18 protein-coding genes are annotated in these 17,038 nt (G+C 60.5%); 14 read left to right on the top strand and 4 right to left on the bottom strand.

All coding sequences use genetic code 11. From position 1 onward, the window contains the following. Window positions 1-63: 63 nt before the first annotated feature. Window positions 64-2,529 (bottom strand): glycerol-3-phosphate 1-O-acyltransferase PlsB, encoded by a 2,466-nt coding sequence (gene plsB, locus GF111_RS15185; protein WP_047729736.1) that lies wholly within the window; start codon window positions 2,527-2,529, stop codon window positions 64-66. Between the two features lie 149 nt (window positions 2,530-2,678). Here plsB and GF111_RS15190 point away from each other — a divergent pair, with 149 nt between their 5' ends. The 4 genes from GF111_RS15190 to GF111_RS15205 all read left to right on the top strand — a co-directional run bounded on the left by GF111_RS15190 (window position 2,679) and on the right by GF111_RS15205 (window position 5,731). Then, on the top strand, window positions 2,679-3,047 hold the full coding sequence (locus tag GF111_RS15190) for a diacylglycerol kinase (RefSeq protein ID WP_038874325.1): 369 nt from the start codon (window positions 2,679-2,681) through the stop codon (window positions 3,045-3,047). A gap of 102 nt (window positions 3,048-3,149) precedes the next feature. Continuing rightward, window positions 3,150-3,758, top strand: coding sequence for a transcriptional repressor LexA (gene lexA, locus GF111_RS15195; RefSeq protein ID WP_025160136.1), 609 nt, complete (start codon window positions 3,150-3,152; stop codon window positions 3,756-3,758). A gap of 110 nt (window positions 3,759-3,868) precedes the next feature. After that, the gene (gene dinF / locus GF111_RS15200) at window positions 3,869-5,206 is read left to right on the top strand and encodes an MATE family efflux transporter DinF (protein WP_147190285.1); all 1,338 of its coding nucleotides are present in this window, start codon (window positions 3,869-3,871) and stop codon (window positions 5,204-5,206) included. Window positions 5,207-5,521: 315 nt separating this feature from the next. Continuing rightward, window positions 5,522-5,731 carry a CsbD family protein gene (locus GF111_RS15205; protein ID WP_004936743.1) on the top strand — a complete coding sequence of 70 codons (210 nt, stop codon included), beginning with the start codon at window positions 5,522-5,524 and terminating at the stop codon, window positions 5,729-5,731. A 102-nt stretch (window positions 5,732-5,833) separates the two neighbouring features. Here GF111_RS15205 and zur read toward each other — a convergent pair whose 3' ends face one another. Next, window positions 5,834-6,346, bottom strand: a complete 513-nt coding sequence (zur, locus tag GF111_RS15210) for a zinc uptake transcriptional repressor Zur (RefSeq protein ID WP_015379223.1) — start codon at window positions 6,344-6,346, stop codon at window positions 5,834-5,836. Between the two features lie 245 nt (window positions 6,347-6,591). Here zur and GF111_RS15215 point away from each other — a divergent pair, with 245 nt between their 5' ends. From GF111_RS15215 to pspG, 3 genes are all read left to right on the top strand, one after another. Continuing rightward, a complete protein-coding gene (locus tag GF111_RS15215) occupies window positions 6,592-7,164 on the top strand; it encodes a sugar O-acetyltransferase (protein WP_038874322.1) in 573 nt (190 codons plus the stop codon). A 107-nt stretch (window positions 7,165-7,271) separates the two neighbouring features. Then, complete coding sequence (gene dusA, locus GF111_RS15220) at window positions 7,272-8,282, top strand: tRNA dihydrouridine(20/20a) synthase DusA (protein WP_038874320.1); 1,011 nt, start codon at window positions 7,272-7,274, stop codon at window positions 8,280-8,282. A gap of 157 nt (window positions 8,283-8,439) precedes the next feature. Continuing rightward, window positions 8,440-8,658, top strand: coding sequence for an envelope stress response protein PspG (gene pspG / locus GF111_RS15225; protein WP_025304448.1), 219 nt, complete (start codon window positions 8,440-8,442; stop codon window positions 8,656-8,658). 300 nt (window positions 8,659-8,958) lie between these two features. On the opposite strand, the gene GF111_RS15230 is transcribed toward pspG, so the two are convergent. Next, a complete protein-coding gene (locus GF111_RS15230) occupies window positions 8,959-9,942 on the bottom strand; it encodes a quinone oxidoreductase (RefSeq protein ID WP_038874319.1) in 984 nt (327 codons plus the stop codon). 167 nt (window positions 9,943-10,109) lie between these two features. On the opposite strand from GF111_RS15230, the gene dnaB reads away from it, so the two are divergent. Both dnaB and alr read left to right on the top strand, forming a co-directional pair. Continuing rightward, entirely contained in the window at window positions 10,110-11,534 is a 1,425-nt protein-coding gene (gene dnaB, locus GF111_RS15235; protein WP_025160134.1) for a replicative DNA helicase, read from the top strand. A 17-nt stretch (window positions 11,535-11,551) separates the two neighbouring features. Then, complete coding sequence (alr, locus tag GF111_RS15240) at window positions 11,552-12,631, top strand: alanine racemase (protein ID WP_061872383.1); 1,080 nt, start codon at window positions 11,552-11,554, stop codon at window positions 12,629-12,631. A gap of 44 nt (window positions 12,632-12,675) precedes the next feature. On the opposite strand, the gene GF111_RS15245 is transcribed toward alr, so the two are convergent. After that, window positions 12,676-13,443 (bottom strand): transporter substrate-binding domain-containing protein, encoded by a 768-nt coding sequence (locus GF111_RS15245; protein ID WP_038874315.1) that lies wholly within the window; start codon window positions 13,441-13,443, stop codon window positions 12,676-12,678. A gap of 215 nt (window positions 13,444-13,658) precedes the next feature. Between GF111_RS15245 and GF111_RS15250 the strand changes: the two genes are divergently transcribed. From GF111_RS15250 to maa, 5 genes are all read left to right on the top strand, one after another. Next, on the top strand, window positions 13,659-14,132 hold the full coding sequence (locus GF111_RS15250; protein ID WP_038874314.1) for an Lrp/AsnC family transcriptional regulator: 474 nt from the start codon (window positions 13,659-13,661) through the stop codon (window positions 14,130-14,132). Between the two features lie 77 nt (window positions 14,133-14,209). Beyond that, a complete protein-coding gene (locus tag GF111_RS15255; protein WP_048234820.1) occupies window positions 14,210-15,403 on the top strand; it encodes an amino acid aminotransferase in 1,194 nt (397 codons plus the stop codon). Window positions 15,404-15,529: 126 nt separating this feature from the next. Beyond that, entirely contained in the window at window positions 15,530-15,946 is a 417-nt protein-coding gene (locus GF111_RS15260; protein WP_004936779.1) for a secondary thiamine-phosphate synthase enzyme YjbQ, read from the top strand. Window positions 15,947-15,950: 4 nt separating this feature from the next. Further along, complete coding sequence (locus GF111_RS15265; RefSeq protein WP_038874311.1) at window positions 15,951-16,304, top strand: MmcQ/YjbR family DNA-binding protein; 354 nt, start codon at window positions 15,951-15,953, stop codon at window positions 16,302-16,304. 151 nt (window positions 16,305-16,455) lie between these two features. Then, window positions 16,456-17,013: a maltose O-acetyltransferase gene (maa, locus tag GF111_RS15270; protein WP_038874310.1), complete on the top strand. Its 558-nt coding sequence runs from the start codon at window positions 16,456-16,458 to the stop codon at window positions 17,011-17,013. Window positions 17,014-17,038: the final 25 nt, after the last annotated feature.

The raw sequence follows: 17,038 nt of genomic DNA on the forward strand, positions 1-17,038 counted from the left end.
GTTTCGCAAAGCAAGAAAAAAGGCACCCCAGGGGTGCCTTTTGTGTTTCTGTGCCGGACGACATCACTCGTCCTGCTCTTCTTCCGCGTCGGCTTGCTGCAGGGCGTTGGTCTCTGCCGGCATGTTGACGCTTTCGATGGTCAGCTTGATTTCCGGCGTGATCAGATCGCTCAGCATGTTGTACACCTCAAGGGTGTGCTCGCGTATCGCATCGCCGCTGTCGTTGATATAGCCTTCTTCGCGCAGCGTCGCCACCAGGGTGGAGAACACCGCCTTGTCGAAGAACTCCGGCGCGTTGATGCCGTGCAGCACCGACAGACGCTGCGCCATGATGCGGCTCTCTTTCTCCAGCGCGCCGCGGTTGATGCTCGGGTTGGCGCTGAGGATCGACATGGTGATGGCGTAGCGTTGCAGGGTTTCGCGCACCCCGGCGGCCAGCAGCTGCAGCGGGCGAATGCGCGCCGGGTTCAGCACCAGCTCGTCGCCTTTGTCGCAGATCAGCTGTTGACGGATCAACTCGTCGATCAACGGCTGCAGCACCTCCGGCAGCTGTTCCTTGTCGTTATGCAGGAACAGCTCGGCTTTCAGCATCGGGTAGATCATGCCGATTTGACGCAGCAGTTCGGCGCGCGATACCCGGCGATGATGCATCACGATGCTGGCGATCAGCGACGGCAGCACCAGCAGGTGGTGGATGTTGTTGCGGTAATAGGTCATCAGCACCGCCTGCTCGCGCGGCAGGATGATGATGTCGCCGATGTTGTCCTTCTCCACCTCGAACTTGTTCATGTTCAGCGCGTGATCCAGCAGCTCGTTCGGCGTTTGCGTCGGCACGGTAACGTCACGAGCGTAAGGCGCGTTGCGCATCAGCTGCAGGTAGCACTCGAGCTGTTCGACCAGCTGTTCGCGGGTTAGCGAACGCTGGCGCGAAGCCAGTAGCGCGGTGGAACACAGGTTCATGGCGTTGGCCGCGGCGGCATTGTTGATGCGCACCATGATCTGGCCGGCCAGATCGTTGACCGTCGGCGTCAGCCAGCTTGGGCGCTGAGCTTCGATCGGATCGATCGACTCGCGCCACTGCGGCACGTTCTGGTTGAGGTAAGCGGTCAACGGCAGCGGCTCGCCGAAGTTGACATAACCCTGGCCCAGATTGCGCAGCTTGCGCAGGCCGCGCAGCATCTGCGGCAGGCTCTCTTTTTCCTTGGTGGCGCCGCGCAGCTCTTTGGCGTAGGTGCCCACTTCCATCACGTGCTCGTAACCGATGTAAATCGGCACCAGCGTGATCGGACGGGTGCCGCCGCGCAGCATCGCCTGGATGGTCATCGACAGGGTGCCGGTCTTCGGCTCCAGCAGACGCCCGGTGCGGGAACGGCCACCTTCCACAAAGTATTCCACCGAGTAGCCGCGGGTGAACAGCTCGCCGAGGTATTCGCGGAACACCGTCGAGTACAGCTTGTTGCCCTTGAAGGTGCGGCGGATGAAGAACGCGCCCAGGCGGCGGAAGATCGGGCCGGCCGGCCAGAAGTTGAGGTTGATGCCCGCGGCGATGTGCGGCGGCACCAGGCCCTGGTGATACAGCACGTAGGACAGCAGCAGATAGTCCATGTGACTGCGATGGCAGGGCACGTAGACGATCTCGTGGCCGTCCTGCGCCAGCTGGCGCACGCGCTCGGCGTTGGTGACGTTGATGCCCTGATACAGCCGGTTCCAGGTCCAGCTCAGCACGCGGTCGGACAGGCGCACGGTTTCGTAGGAGAAATCGGCGGCGATCTCTTCCATCAGCGCGATGGCGTTCTGCTGGGCTTTCTCGTGCGAAATCTTCTTGCTGCGGGCTTCGTCCTCGACCGCTTTTTCGATCGCTTTGGACGCCAACAGCTTGTTGAACAGGTCCTGACGGGCCGGCAGGCTCGGGCCTACCGCAGCCAGGCGCTGACGCGAGAAGTGCATGCGCGCCACGCGCGCCAGTTTCTGCGCGATGGTTTTATCCGTACCGTGCTCGGTGGCCATGCGGCGCAGCGAAACGGTGTTGGAGAAACGCACGAAGCTGTCGCGGCCGAGCCACAGCACGGCGAAGAATTTCTGCACGCCGTTCAACAGACGCAGGTGCGGCGTGCCGTGGCCTTCGCGGCCCGGCGAGCGGCCGAACATCACCGAAACCGGCAGCATCTGAATGTCGAGATCCGGGTTGCTGCGGTGCAGATCCAGATAGTCGTGGAACAGCTTTACCGACTCTTCTTTCGGGGTGTAATAGCGGAACACGCGCGGGCCGTCGTGAATGAACACGTAGCTCGGCAGCACGGTGCCGTCGATCTCCAGCGAGTTGAGCGGATCGGGCAGATCCTGCGCCAGGCACTGAGTGCGCAGCGTCAGCAAATCCGCCTTGGAATTGTAAGGTAAAACATACAAAATCGGCCGTGAGGGATCCAACCCTAGCTCGGTAACCGGATCTGAAGGGATGACCTTACTTCTTACCAACAATTTAAGTGGTAAATTCAATATTTTATAATAAATTTTACGCCAACCTGACATAAACAACGTGAAGCCTCTTGTTAGCAATGCGCCGCAAGCATACCAGAAACCGGGTAGCAGATCTGTGGTGTTCGAAAACCGAGAGCCGTCAGCGCGGACTGTTCTAGACTCTTTTTATTATGACCGACCTCTGAGAAAGGCACGAAAACATGGCAAACCAAGCAACCGGACTGACCCGCATCATCAAGGCCGCCGGCTATTCCTATAAAGGGCTTTCCGCCGCCTGGCAGCATGAAGCGGCTTTCCGCCAGGAACTGGTGGTGACCGTTCTGGCTATCATACTGGCTGTCTGGCTGGATGTGGGTGCGATAGCGCGCATTTTATTGATCGGATCGGTAGCGCTGGTGATGATCGTCGAGATCCTGAACAGTGCGATCGAGGCGGTGGTGGATCGCATCGGCAGCGAACATCACGAGCTCTCCGGGCGGGCCAAGGACATGGGATCGGCGGCGGTGTCGCTGGCGATCGTACTGGCGCTGTTCGTTTGGGGTACGGTCTTATGGCAGCATTTCGGCTGACGAAAGGCGCCTACTGACTGATTTTTATTTATTCTTCGGTTCCCAATCCGCGCTTACCTGTATATACTCACAGCAAGACTGTATAAACAAACAGGGGGCGGAATGAAAGCACTAACTACCAGACAGCAAGAGGTCTACGATCTGATTCGCGATCATATTTCGCAAACGGGCATGCCGCCAACGCGTGCCGAGATCGCGATGCGTCTGGGGTTCCGCTCGCCTAACGCCGCCGAAGAACACCTGAAGGCGCTGGCACGCAAAGGCGTGATCGAAATCGTCTCCGGTGCCTCGCGCGGTATCCGTCTGTTGATGGAAGAAGAAGAAGGGCTGCCGCTGATTGGCCGCGTTGCCGCCGGCGAGCCGCTGCTGGCGCAGCAGCACATCGAAGGGCACTACCAGGTGGATCCTTCCCTGTTTAAACCGAGCGCCGATTTCCTGTTGCGGGTGAACGGCATGTCGATGCGCGACATCGGCATTCTGGACGGCGATCTGCTGGCGGTGCACAAAACGCAAGACGTGCGCAACGGCCAGGTCGTGGTGGCGCGCATCGAAGACGAAGTGACGGTCAAGCGCCTGAAAAAACACGGCAACGTGGTCGAGCTGCTGCCGGAGAACAACGAATTCCAACCGATCGTGGTCGATCTGCGCCAGCAGAATTTCACTATCGAAGGGTTGGCGGTCGGCGTGATCCGCAACGGCGACTGGATTTAATCGTCGCACCCGTCGCACCCTCAGTGCCGCCTCTTGTATCAATCGCCCCTGTTCTGGGGCGTTTTTGTTTCTGACCCTGCCTTTCGCCACTGCTACGGGAACATCTCATCATGCGCTTGATTTCCGCCTTCACCAGCGACACCGATAAAGCCCTGTGGCGCCTGGCTCTGCCAATGATTTTCTCCAATATCACCGTACCGCTGCTCGGGCTGGTGGACACCGCGGTGATCGGCCACCTCGACAGCCCGATCTACCTGGGGGGCGTGGCGATCGGCGCGGTGGCGACCAGCTTCCTGTTCATGCTGCTGTTGTTCCTGCGCATGAGCACCACCGGCCTGGCGGCGCAGGCGCTGGGGGCACAAAACCCGCAGGCGCTGGCGCGCGCCTTTATGCAGCCGCTGCTGCTGGCGCTGCTGGCCGGGGGAGCGATCGTCCTGCTGCGCTATCCGCTGATCGAACTGGCGCTGCGGATTGTCGGCGGCAATGGAGAGGTGCTGGAACAGGCGCGGCGTTTTCTTGAGATTCGTTGGCTGAGTGCTCCGGCGGCGCTGGCTAATCTGGTGCTGCTGGGCTGGCTGCTCGGCGTGCAGTACGTGCGTGCGCCGGTGATCCTGCTGATTGTCGGCAACCTGCTGAACATCGTGCTGGATATCTGGCTGGTGATGGGCCTGGGCTGGAACGTGCGAGGGGCGGCGGCGGCAACCGCCATCGCCGAATACGCCACGCTGCTGCTCGGCCTGTGGCTGGCGTGGCGGGTGATGCGCCTGCGCGGTATCACCCTGCCGATGCTGCGCCAGGCCTGGCGTGGCGATCTGCGTCGGCTGCTGGCGCTTAACCGCGACATCATGTTGCGTTCACTGTTGCTACAGCTGTGCTTTGCATCGCTGACCATCTTCGGCGCTCGCCTGGGAAGCGACGTGGTGGCGGTCAACGCGGTATTGATGAATCTGCTGACGTTCACCGCCTATGCGCTCGACGGCTTCGCTTATGCGGTGGAAGCCCATTCGGGCCACGCCTACGGTGCCCGGGACGACAGCCAGCTGCGTAAGGTGTGGCACGCGGCCTGCAGGCAGGCAGGGCTGGTCGCGCTGGCCTTCGCCCTGGCGTATGCCGTTACCGGTCAGCAGATCGTGGCGGCGTTGACCTCCTTGCCGGAGCTGCGTGCGTTGGCCGCCCACTATTTACCGTGGCAGGTCATCCTGCCGCTGGTCGGAGTGTGGTGTTATTTGCTGGACGGCATGTTTATCGGCGCCACGCGCGGTGCCGAGATGCGCAACAGCATGGCAGTGGCCGCGGCAGGATACGGTCTGGCGCTGTTCAGCGTGCCGCTGCTTGGCAACCACGGGCTCTGGCTGGCGTTGGCGGTGTTTTTGGCGCTGCGCGGTCTGGCGCTGGGCTGGATTTGGCACCGCCATCAGGTGCACGGCAGCTGGTTTGCCGCACGCTAAACCGGGCGCTTTGTTGGGTTAATAATTAATTTATTTTATGTTTTTATTCATGTTTGCTTACATGTTTTCAGCCAGGTTCTGCCCGGCTTAGTTCGTTGTTTGTTGGCGTTTTTTATTTTTATTTTATTTCTTAATGGTTTTTTATTCTGGTATTTGGCTTTTTTGTTTCCATGTTTAACTAGAATGAATCATGTGGCTGGCGAATGATGGGGAGCGATATTCCTTAAGGTGAAGGGCGTATCGGCCAGGAAAATTTCTGGTTAACCCCGGTCGGCGACAGGGATCACTGATTCACCACAGGTTAACGGAGAGACGATGAATAAAGATCAAGCCGACGGTAACTGGAAGCAGCTTAAAGGCAAAGTGAAGGAAAAATGGGGCAAGCTGACCGATGACGATCTGACGGTCATCGAAGGGAAACGCGAACAGCTGGTCGGCAAAATCCAGGAGCGCTACGGTTACCAGAAAGAGGCGGCCGAGAAAGAGGTGAAAGCCTGGGAAGATCACACCAAACACCGCTGGTAATTTGCAGGGCCGCCATTGAAGGCGGCTTGCCCAGCGCAGGCCGGCGTCGCTCTCATCCTCTGGCGCCCCGGCCGCAGGTACAGGGAGGTACCTGACTTCGTCTTACTTCTTCTTGATGGCGATGCTGTGATCGTGTTCGGCGCAGTCATGCTTGCTGTCGCACGCCTCAACCTCCACGCAGCCGGCGCACAGGCCGTGCGCTTCCACCACGCTGTGCCGCAGCGCAAATCCGGCTTCCTGCGCCAGCTTCTGCAGCGTTTCCTCTACGCCTTCGGTAGTGCGTTCGGTCACCTGGCCGCAGCGGTCGCAGATAAACAGTGCGGATGTGTGCATCGGCTGTTCGAAGTGGTGGCACAGCACGTAGCTGTTGGCGGACTCCACTCTATGGATAAACCCTTGCTCCAGCAGAAAATCCAGCGCGCGATAGACCGTCGGCGGCTTGGCCTGCGGTTCGGCGACGCGCAGCAGATCGAGCAGGTCATAAGCGCTGATTGCACCGGGTTGCTGAGTCATCAGACGCAGCACTTCCAGCCGTTGCGGCGTCAATCGCACATTGCGTTGTTGGCAGAGGCGTTCCGCCTGCGCCAGCAGCTTTTCCTGGGTGGTTGAGTTCATCGCAAATATCCCGGTACGTAAAAAAGCCGATTTTACCATGATTACGGCGAATCGCCGAGAGTTGCCCCCTTTTCCCCTGAGGATTGCGCAGGGAAAGGCGCGCTGAGTGCGCTAAAAGAGAGATGTGTCACAACTTTTCCCCTCCGCCGGGCGGCAAATCAACGTTGCCGATTTTAGCGCTGGAGAGCCGCTGGCGAGAGCGGTATAACGCGCTTCACCCGCGTGACGAACAGGAGCCTTGTGTGATGACGGAAAGAGAGAAGCTGTTAAGCGGCCTGGAGTACAACAGCCGCGATGAAGAACTGATTGCGATGTACCATCGGGCCAGGGCGTTGACCAAAAGCCTGGGGGCGCTGGATTCGCATCAGGCGGACGAGAAAAACCGCCTGCTCGGCGAACTGTTCGGTGCCTGGGGTGAGGCGAGCTGGATCGAAACGCCGTTCTGGTGCGACTACGGGCAGCATGTCTGCATCGGTAAAAACTGTTTTATCAACGTCAATGCGGTGTTCCTCGACTGCAATACCATCACCATCGGCGATAACACGCTGATCGGCCCCAACGTGCAAATCTACACGCCGAGCCACCCGCTGAAGGCCGGCGAACGCTTTACCGGCGACCCGGCCTTTCCTTTCCGCACCTCGGCGCAGCCGGTGTCCATCGGCAGCAACGTATGGATCGGCGGTAACGTGGTGATCTTGCCGGGCGTGACCATCGGCGACGGCACGACTATCGGCGCGGGCAGCATCGTGACCGGCGACATCCCGGCCAATGTGCTGGCGCTGGGGCAGCCGTGCCGGGTTATCCGCACGTTGGAATAGGGGGGAAGCGAAGGCGGTTTTCCCAACGGCGCCGATTGTCGTTATAATAGCCGTTTGCGGCCGTGCGCCGTTCGTTGAAGACAGACTCAGGTAGCCAGTAACTCAGCATGACGAAAGACAACCAAGCCCCAACCTACGCCGCCAATCGTTTCTCCATCGCGCCGATGCTCGACTGGACCGATCGTCATTGCCGTTACTTCCACCGCCTGCTGACCAAGGAAACGCTGCTGTACACCGAAATGGTGACCACCGGCGCGATCATTCACGGCAAGGGCGACTACCTGGCCTACAGCGAAGAAGAGCATCCGGTGGCGCTGCAGCTGGGCGGCAGCGATCCGGCCGCGTTGGCGCACTGCGCCAAACTGGCGGAGCAGCGCGGTTACGACGAGATTAACCTCAACGTCGGCTGCCCGTCCGATCGCGTGCAAAACGGCATGTTCGGCGCCTGTCTGATGGGGCAGGCGACGCTGGTCGCCGACTGCATCAAGGCGATGCGCGATGTGGTGTCGATCCCGGTGACGGTGAAGACCCGCATCGGCATCGACGATCAGGACAGCTACGCCTTCCTGTGCGACTTTATCCAAACCGTCGCCGGGCGCGGCGAGTGCGACATGTTCACCATCCACGCGCGCAAGGCCTGGCTCTCCGGCCTCAGCCCGAAAGAGAACCGCGAAGTGCCGCCGCTGGACTACCCGCGCGTTTATCAGCTGAAGCGGGATTTCCCGGCGCTGACCATCGCCATCAACGGCGGGGTGAAAACGCTGGAAGAGGCGCAGCAGCATCTGCAGCATCTGGACGGCGTGATGATGGGGCGCGAGGCGTACCAGAATCCGGGCATCCTGGCGCGGGTCGACAGCGAACTGTTCGGCGCGCAGACCGCAGTGCCGGACAGTGTGGCGATCGTCGAAGCGCTGTATCCGTATATCGAGCGCGAGCTGTCCAACGGCACCTATCTCGGCCACATCACCCGCCACATCCTCGGTTTGTTCCAGGGCGTGCCGGGCGCGCGCCAGTGGCGTCGCCACCTGAGCGAGAACGCCCACAAGCCGGGTGCCGATGCGCGAGTGGTGGAGCAGGCGCTGGCGCTGGTGCGTCAGCCGCGTGTGGAAATGGCGTAACCCACAAAAATTTTGACCAACAGTTAGTCTTTTTTGCCAGGCATTCGGCGCGTTGCCGGATGCCTACCCTGTTTTTTCAATAGGTTAGCCCTTTCGTCGTTCTGGCACGCTTCTTGTAATTCCCTCTGCAGATACGTTGAGTTGCAAAGGAGCAATCATGTTGGAAATCTTCTTTCTCATTGGCTTTGTGGTGATGCTGATGGTGACCGGCATCTCGCTGCTGGGGATCTTCGCTGCGCTGTTGGTGGCGGCGGCGTTCATGCTGTTGGGCGGGTTGTTCGCGGTGGTCATCAAGCTGCTGCCGTGGCTGATTTTGGCGGTCGTCGGGGTATGGATTTACCGTTCGATGCAGAAACCACAGGCCAGGCGTTACTGATTTTTCGCTGAATAATCAGTCAGTCGCGATGAAACTTGCACAACTTGCCGCCCCGCTAATGCGGCAGCGATCACAGCTTGGCAGTTTTACCGCCCGATGTGGCACATAAAGCGTGTTTTTTGCCGGACGGGGCTGTTAGGATGTTTGTCGATGCAGTGATGCGACCAATTTCATCACCGTGAGAGACAACCAAAATTCGTGTTGCTGAAGCAACCCCCTGTCTCTGGCGGACTCTGCTCTACCCCTACAAAACGCAGTAACAGAAAGGGCTCCGTAAGGAGCCCTTTTCTTTTGCCGCTATCAGGGGATCAGCAGGCTGGAGCCGCTGGTGCTGCGACTTTCCAGCACCTGGTGCGCCCGCTGGGCGTCGGCCAGCGCAAATTTCTGCTCGTCTTTCACCTCCACCCGAATGGCGCCGCTGCCGATCAGCGAGAACAGCTCGTTGCTGGCGTACTGCAGTTCGGCGCGGTTGGTGATGTAGCCGTTAAGGGAAGGGCGAGTGACGTACAGTGAGCCCTTCTGATTCAGCAGCGCCAGATCGACGCCAGTCACCGGGCCGGAGGCGTTGCCGAAGCTGACCATCAGGCCGCGCCGTTTCAGGCTGTTGAGCGAGGCCTGCCAGGTGCTTTGCCCCACCGAATCGTACACTACGCCGACCTTCTCGCCGTGCGTCAGCTCGGCCACCCGCTGGGCGATATCCTCTTTGTGGTAGTTGATGGTGGCCCAGGCGCCGGCCTGTTTCGCCAGCGCGGCCTTTTCGTCGGAGCCGACGCTACCGATCAGGCGCGCGCCCAGCGCTTTGGCCCATTGGCAGGCGATCAGCCCAACTCCGCCGGCGGCGGCATGGAACAGGAACACCTCACCCGGCTGCACGTCGTGGGTCTGGCGCAGCAGGTAGTGCACCGTCAGCCCTTTGAGGAAAGAAGCGGCGCCCTGCTCAAAGCTGAGGTTGTGCGGCAGCAGCGCCACTTTTTCTTCCGGCACGTTGTGGACTTCGCTGTAGGCGCCGAGTGACGACTGCGCATACACCACCCGGTCGCCCGGTTTGATCGCGCTGACCCCGGCGCCGACCTTGACCACCACGCCGGCCGCCTCGGTGCCGAGGCCGCTCGGCAGGCTCGCCGGGGCGTACAGCCCGCTGCGCACATAGGTGTCGATGTAGTTGATGCCGATCGCCTTGTTCTCGATCTGCACTTCGCCGGCGGCGGGATCGAGCGGTGTAAAATCAACGTATTGCAAGACTTCCGGCCCGCCGGTGGCGGAAAACTGAATGCGCTTGGCCATATCGTTACCTCGTTTGAGTGTCTGATTTCACCCTATTCTTTTTAGTATGGGAGATCCAGTTCACCCGTGCGGGATTCAATACCTTTTTTGCATCGGTTATGACGCAAAAATCACGTATACTCTCGCGTCAAGATCCTTCATTCGCAACCGGATAAAGACTACGTTTCATGGCAGGAAAAAAACCAACCAACAAAACAAACGCGGACGAAACCAGAGAGCGTTCCAGAGATCGTCAGATGGAAGGGCTGAAGATGCCGCCGCACTCGCTGGAGGCCGAGCAGTCGGTGTTGGGCGGTTTGATGCTGGATAACGAGCGCTGGGACAACGTGGCGGAGCGCGTGGTCGCCAACGACTTCTTCAGCCGCCCGCACCGCCTGATCTTTACCGAGATGCAGCGTTTGCTGGAGATGAGCAAGCCTATCGACCTCATCACCCTGTCCGAATCGCTCGAGCAGAAAGGTGAGCTGGACTCGGTCGGCGGCTTCGCCTACCTGGCCGAGCTGTCGAAAAACACCCCGAGCGCCGCCAACATCGGCGCCTATGCCGACATCGTGCGCGAGCGCGCGGTGGTGCGCGAGATGATCTCGGTGGCTAACGAGATCGCCGACGCCGGCTACGATCCGCAAGGGCGCAGCAGCGAAGACCTGCTCGATCTGGCGGAATCCCGCGTGTTCCAAATCGCCGAGAACCGTGCCAGCAAAGACGAAGGCCCGAAGGGCATCGAGCGCATCCTGGAAGACACCGTATCGCGTATCGAGCAGCTGTATCAGCAGCCGCACGACGGCGTGACCGGGGTCGATACCGGCTATCAGGACCTCAACAAGAAAACCGCGGGCATGCAAAAGTCCGATCTGATCATCGTCGCCGCCCGTCCATCGATGGGGAAAACCACCTTCGCCATGAACCTGTGCGAAAACGCCGCGATGACCCAGGAAAAACCGGTGCTGATCTTCAGCCTGGAGATGCCCGGCGAACAGATCATGATGCGTATGCTGGCGTCGCTGTCGCGCGTGGATCAGACGCGCATCCGTACCGGCCAGCTCGACGACGAGGACTGGGCGCGCATTTCCAGCACCATGGGTATCCTGCTGGAGAAGCGCAACATGTACATCGACGACTCCTCCGGCCTGACGCCGACCGAAGTGCGCTCGCGCGCGCGGCGCATTTTCCGCGAGCACGACGGGCTTAGCCTCATCATGATCGACTACCTGCAGCTGATGCGCGTGCCGGCCCTGTCCGACAACCGTACGCTGGAGATCGCCGAGATTTCGCGCTCGCTGAAGGCGCTGGCGAAGGAGCTGCAGGTGCCGGTAGTGGCGCTGTCGCAGCTGAACCGAAGCCTGGAGCAGCGCGCCGATAAGCGCCCGGTCAACTCCGACCTGCGTGAATCCGGCTCTATCGAGCAGGATGCCGACCTGATTATGTTCATCTATCGTGATGAGGTGTATCACGAGAACAGCGATCTGAAAGGGATCGCGGAAATTATTATCGGTAAGCAGCGTAACGGCCCGATCGGCACCGTGCGCCTTACCTTTAACGGCCAGTGGTCGCGTTTCGACAACTACGCGGGGCCACAATACGATGACGAATAATCAGCTAAGGAACTGAAATGAAAGCGGCAACCGCTGTAATCGACCGCCGCGCTCTGCGACATAATCTGCAACAGGTGCGCCGCCAGGCGCCGCAAAGCCGCCTGATTGCCGTTGTGAAAGCAAACGCTTATGGACATGGCCTGCTGGAAACAGCACACACCCTGCAAGACGCCGACTGCTACGGCGTGGCGCGCATCGGCGAAGCGCTGATGCTGCGCTCCGGCGGCATCGTCAAACCGATCCTGCTGCTGGAAGGCTTCTTCAGCGCCGAAGATCTGCCGGTGCTGGTGGCGAACAACATCGAAACCGCGGTGCACAGCATCGAGCAACTCGAAGCGCTGGAGCTGGCCGAGCTGGCGCGCTCGGTGCCGGTGTGGATGAAGCTCGACACCGGCATGCATCGGCTGGGGGTGCGCCCCGAACAGGCGGAGGCGTTTTATCAGCGCCTGTGCGCCTGCCGCAACGTGGCGCAGCCGGTCAATATCATGAGTCACTTCAGCCGCGCCGACGAGCCGGAGTCCGACGCCACCCTGAAACAAATCGCCTGCTTCGAGCAGTTCGCGCGCGGCAAACCGGGCCAGCGCTCGGTCGCCGCGTCCGGCGGCACGCTGCTGTGGCCGGATGCCCACAACGAGTGGGTGCGTCCCGGCATCATTTTGTACGGCGTGTCGCCGCTGGATAACGGCAGCGGCGCCGAGCATGGGCTGCAGCCGGCGATGACGCTGAAGTCCAGCCTGATCGCGGTGCGCGAGCACAAGGCCGGCGAAGCGGTCGGCTACGGCGGCACCTGGGTAAGCCCGCGCGATACCCGGCTGGGCGTGGTGGCGATGGGGTACGGCGACGGCTACCCGCGCAGCGCGCCGACCGGTACGCCGATTCTGATCAACGGCCGCGAAGTGCCGATCGTCGGCCGGGTGTCGATGGACATGATTTCGGTCGATCTCGGGCCGGACGCCGTCGATAAGGTGGGGGATGAAGCGGTGCTGTGGGGGCCGGCGCTGCCGGTCGAGCGCATCGCCGCCTGCACCGGCATCAGCGCCTACGAGCTGATCACCAAGCTCACGCAGCGCGTGGCGATGGAATATATCGGCGACTGATACGCCGCAGGGGCCGACGCGCGTCGGCCCCGTTTCTCAGCGGGTTACTTCTTTACCGCCAACCACTTATCGATAATCTTCTGATACTCCCCGGTCGCTTTGGCCAGGTGCAGCCACTGATCCACATACAGTTTCCAGCTCAGATCGTCGCGCGGCAGCATGTAAGCCTTCTCGCCGTACTGCATCGGCTTGGTCGGATTCACCGCGCACAGCTTCGGATAGCGCTTCTGCTGGTACAGCGCCTCGGAAGCGTCGGTGATCATCACGTCCGCCTTGCGGTCCACCAACTGCTGGAAAATGCTCATGTTGTCGTGCGTCAGCGTCAGTTTGGCCTTCGGCAGATAGGCGTGCACGAAGGCTTCGTTGGTGCCGCCCGCCGGCTCGAGCAGGCGCACCGACGGTTTGTTGATCTGCTCGAGAGTGCGGTATTTCTTCACGTCGGTGCAGCGCACCAGCGGGATCTTGCCGTCGGTATCCAGCTTGTCGGCGAAGAACACCTGCTTTTGCCGCTCCAGCGTGACGGAGATACCGCCCATCGCAATGTCGCACTTGCCGGAGGCGAAGTCCGGCGTCAGGGTTTTCCAGCTGGTTTTCACCCACTTCACTTTCGCGCCCAGGCTCTTGGCCAGCGATTCCGCCATGTCGATGTCGATGCCTTCATAGCTGCCGTCTTCCTTGAGGAAGGTATAGGGCTTGTAGTCGCCGGTGGTGCAGACCTCCAGGGTCTTTTGCTGCAGCACCTTATCCAGGTGGGATTGCGCGCCGGCGCTGCCGGCGGCGAGCAGCAGCGCGAGGGGGAGTAGCTTTTTCATCTGGCGTCCTTTTTATACATTCGTGGTTTTATGCGTTACTTCGCCGTTAATTGTCGTTTGCTTGCATGAGTTAGCCGTTTTTTATACCGCTTACCGGCGAAAACGCCGGGCGTTGCTGCTGTACGCGATTTAAGCGCCAGGGTGTGACGTCGGCAACGGTAAAAAAACTGGTAGGCTGTAACGTCAACATTTATTAACACAGTTTACAGGTGGCTATGTACAACATTGACGATTTTGATATGAAAATCCTGACGCTGTTACAGGCCAACGGCCGTCTGACCAACCAGGAGCTGAGCGAGCTGGTGGGGCTCTCCGCTTCCCAATGTTCGCGGCGGCGCATCAGTCTGGAGCAGGCACAGCTGATCCGCGGTTACCACGCGCGGCTGGCGCCGGAGGCGGTCGGCCTGGGGCTGGTGGGGCTGATCGAAGTCAGTCTGATCACGCACGCGCAGGAGCAGATCGATAGCTTTCATCAGATGCTGGAGGACGTGGACGCGATCCTTGATGCTTACAAGACCACCGGCGACGCCGATTACCTGCTGAAAGTGGCGGTGGCGGACCTGCCGGCGCTGAGCGAATTCATCAGCCAGACGCTGTCGCCGCACAAAAGCGTGGCGCATATCAAAACGGCGGTGGTGCTCAATCGCATCAAGGAAAACGGTTTATTGCCGGTGGCGCGAGAAAGCTAAAACCGAATGCGGTTTTCCGTCTATATTAGGAACGTAACGCTGTGCCCAAAACCACAATAAACCAGGAGAAAAACCCCGTGTTCCAGAACGTTGACGCCTATGCCGGCGATCCCATTCTGTCGCTGATGGAAAAATTCAAACAAGACCCGCGCGCGCACAAGGTGAACCTGAGTATCGGCCTGTATTACGATGCGCAGGGCATCATTCCGCAGATGCGGGCGGTCGCCGCGGCGCAAGCGCAGTTGAACAGCGTCGAGCACGGCGCCTCGGTATACCTGCCGATGGAAGGGCTGCAACCCTACCGTTCCGCCATCCAGCATCTGCTGTTCGGCGCGCAGCACCCGATGCTGCAGCAGGGGCGCATCGCCACCATTCAGACCGTCGGCGGTTCCGGCGCGTTGAAAGTGGGCGCCGACTTCCTGAAAAGCTACTTCCCGAATTCGCAGGTGTGGGTCAGCGATCCGACCTGGGAAAACCACGTCGCCATCTTCAGCGGCGCCGGTTTCAAGGTGAATACCTACCCGTATTTCGACAGCGAAAGCCTGGGCGTGAAGTTCGACGCCATGCTCGCCGCGCTGAAACAGCTGCCGAAGCACAGCATCGCGCTGCTGCACCCGTGCTGCCACAACCCGACCGGTTCCGACCTGACCCCTGCCCAGTGGGATGAGGTGGTCAAGGTGATCGCCGAGCGTGAAATCATTCCGTTCCTCGACATCGCCTACCAGGGCTTCGGCGGCGGCATGGAGCAGGACGCCTACGCCATTCGCGCCATCGCGGCGGCCGGCCTGCCGTGTCTGGTGAGCAACTCGTTCTCGAAGATCTTCTCGCTGTACGGCGAGCGCGTCGGCGGCCTGTCGGTGGTGTGCGAAAGCGAAGAGGCGGCCGGGCGCGTGCTGGGTCAGCTGAAGGCCACCGTGCGCCGCAACTACTCGAGCCCGCCGAATTTCGGCGCGCAGCTGGTGGCCAAGGTGCTGAACGACGCCCAGTTGAAAACCCAATGGCTGGACGAGGTGGAGAGCATGCGTACCCGCATTCTCGAGATGCGTCACGCGCTGGTGGACACCCTGAAGAGCGCGCTGCCGCAGCGCAACTTCGATTACCTGCTGGCGCAGCGCGGCATGTTCAGTTACACCGGCTTCAGCGCGGCGCAGGTCGATCGCTTGCGTGAAGAGTTCGGCGTCTACCTGATCCACAGCGGCCGCATGTGCGTGGCCGGCCTGAACCACAACAACGTGCGTCAGGTGGCCGAGGCATTTGCTGCGGTGCAGTAACGCCTGTTAGTCTGAACGGACGTTCATCGGGGAGCGATAGCGATATCGCTCCTTTTTTATTGCCGGCGCGCCGCCGAAGTTGCCGCAAACCGGAGAGAGAATATACTGATTGAGGGGCGCTCACTCATGTGGCATCAGCAAACGCTAATCCTCAGCGCAAAAGCGCGTGGCTTTCATCTGGTTACCGACGAGATCGTCAACCAGTTAACCCACTTACACCGCCTGCAAACCGGCCTGCTGCATCTGTTGCTGCAGCATACCTCGGCCTCGCTGACGCTCAACGAGAACTGCGATCCCACGGTGCGAGCCGATATGGAGCAGCATTTCCTGCGTCAGGTGCCGGAAAACGCACCCTATCAGCATGACTACGAAGGGCCGGACGACATGCCGGCGCACATCAAATCCTCGCTGCTGGGCGCTTCCTTGACGCTGCCCGTCAGGCACGGGCGGCTGATGTTGGGCACATGGCAGGGCATCTGGCTGGGGGAGCACCGCATCCACGGCGGAGCACGCCGTATTGTGGCCACATTACAGGGGGAGTAACCCAATGAATAACAGCGCATTGCTGGAGTACTGCATGGCGAAGCCGGGCGCGGAGCAAAGCGACCAGAACCAGTGGCAGGCCAGTCAGATCAAGGTGGGCGACGTGATGTTCGCCATGGTGTGCGAGGTCGAAGGGCGGCCGGCGCTGGCGGTCAAGTCCAGCCCGGAGCTGGCGGAAAGCCTGCGCGAACACCATCCGGAGATCGTTGCCTGCGCCGGCCTGAACAAGGCACACTGGAACACGGTGTTTCTCGACGGCAACCTGCCGAACTCGCAGTTTTACACGCTGATCGACAGCTCCTATCAGCTGGTGGTGGAAGGCCTGCCCGAACACGTGCGCCAGGAACTGCGCGCCTGATTGCCGGGCGGCGGCGCCGCCCGTTTTTCTCCTGTTTTTTCGCGTCAAAGCGTGATCGTGATTTTAAATTGGGAACGTTCCCTTTTTGTCGTCAGACAAAAGCGGCTACGCTTGGGCATTCAAGATACGCGGATAACATAAGGAGGCCGACATGGCCATCAGCGAAGAAAAGCGCAAGATGATCGCCGGGGAGTTGTACGACGCCGGCGATGACCTGCTGCGCAGCGAGCGTCGGCGCGCACGCCAGCTGACGCATCGCTATAACCACTCCTCGCCGGAAGAGGGCGAACTGCGCAAACAGTGGCTGGACGAGCTGCTGGGCGGCTATCAGGGCGGCACCATCGAGCCGACCTTCCGCTGTGACTACGGCTATAACATTTATCTCGGCAAGAACTTCTACGCCAATTTCGACTGCGTGATCCTCGACGTGTGCGAGGTACATATCGGCGACAACTGCCTGCTGGCGCCGGGCGTGCATATCTACACCGCGACCCATCCGCTGGACGCCGAGACCCGCGTCGGCGGCGCGGAGTTCGGTAAGCCGGTCAAGATTGGCGACAACGTATGGATCGGCGGACGCGCGGTGATCAATCCGGGTGTGACCATCGGCGATAATGCGGTCGTGGCCTCCGGCGCGGTGGTGACCAAAGACGTGCCGGCCAACTGCGTGGTGGGCGGCAACCCGGCCAGGGTCATCAAGCACCTATAAAAAAACGGGCGCCGCGGGCGCCCAT

The sequence above is a fragment of the Serratia sp. HRI genome, from assembly GCF_010119335.3.
GTDB classification, from domain to species: Bacteria; Pseudomonadota; Gammaproteobacteria; order Enterobacterales; family Enterobacteriaceae; genus Serratia; species Serratia nevei.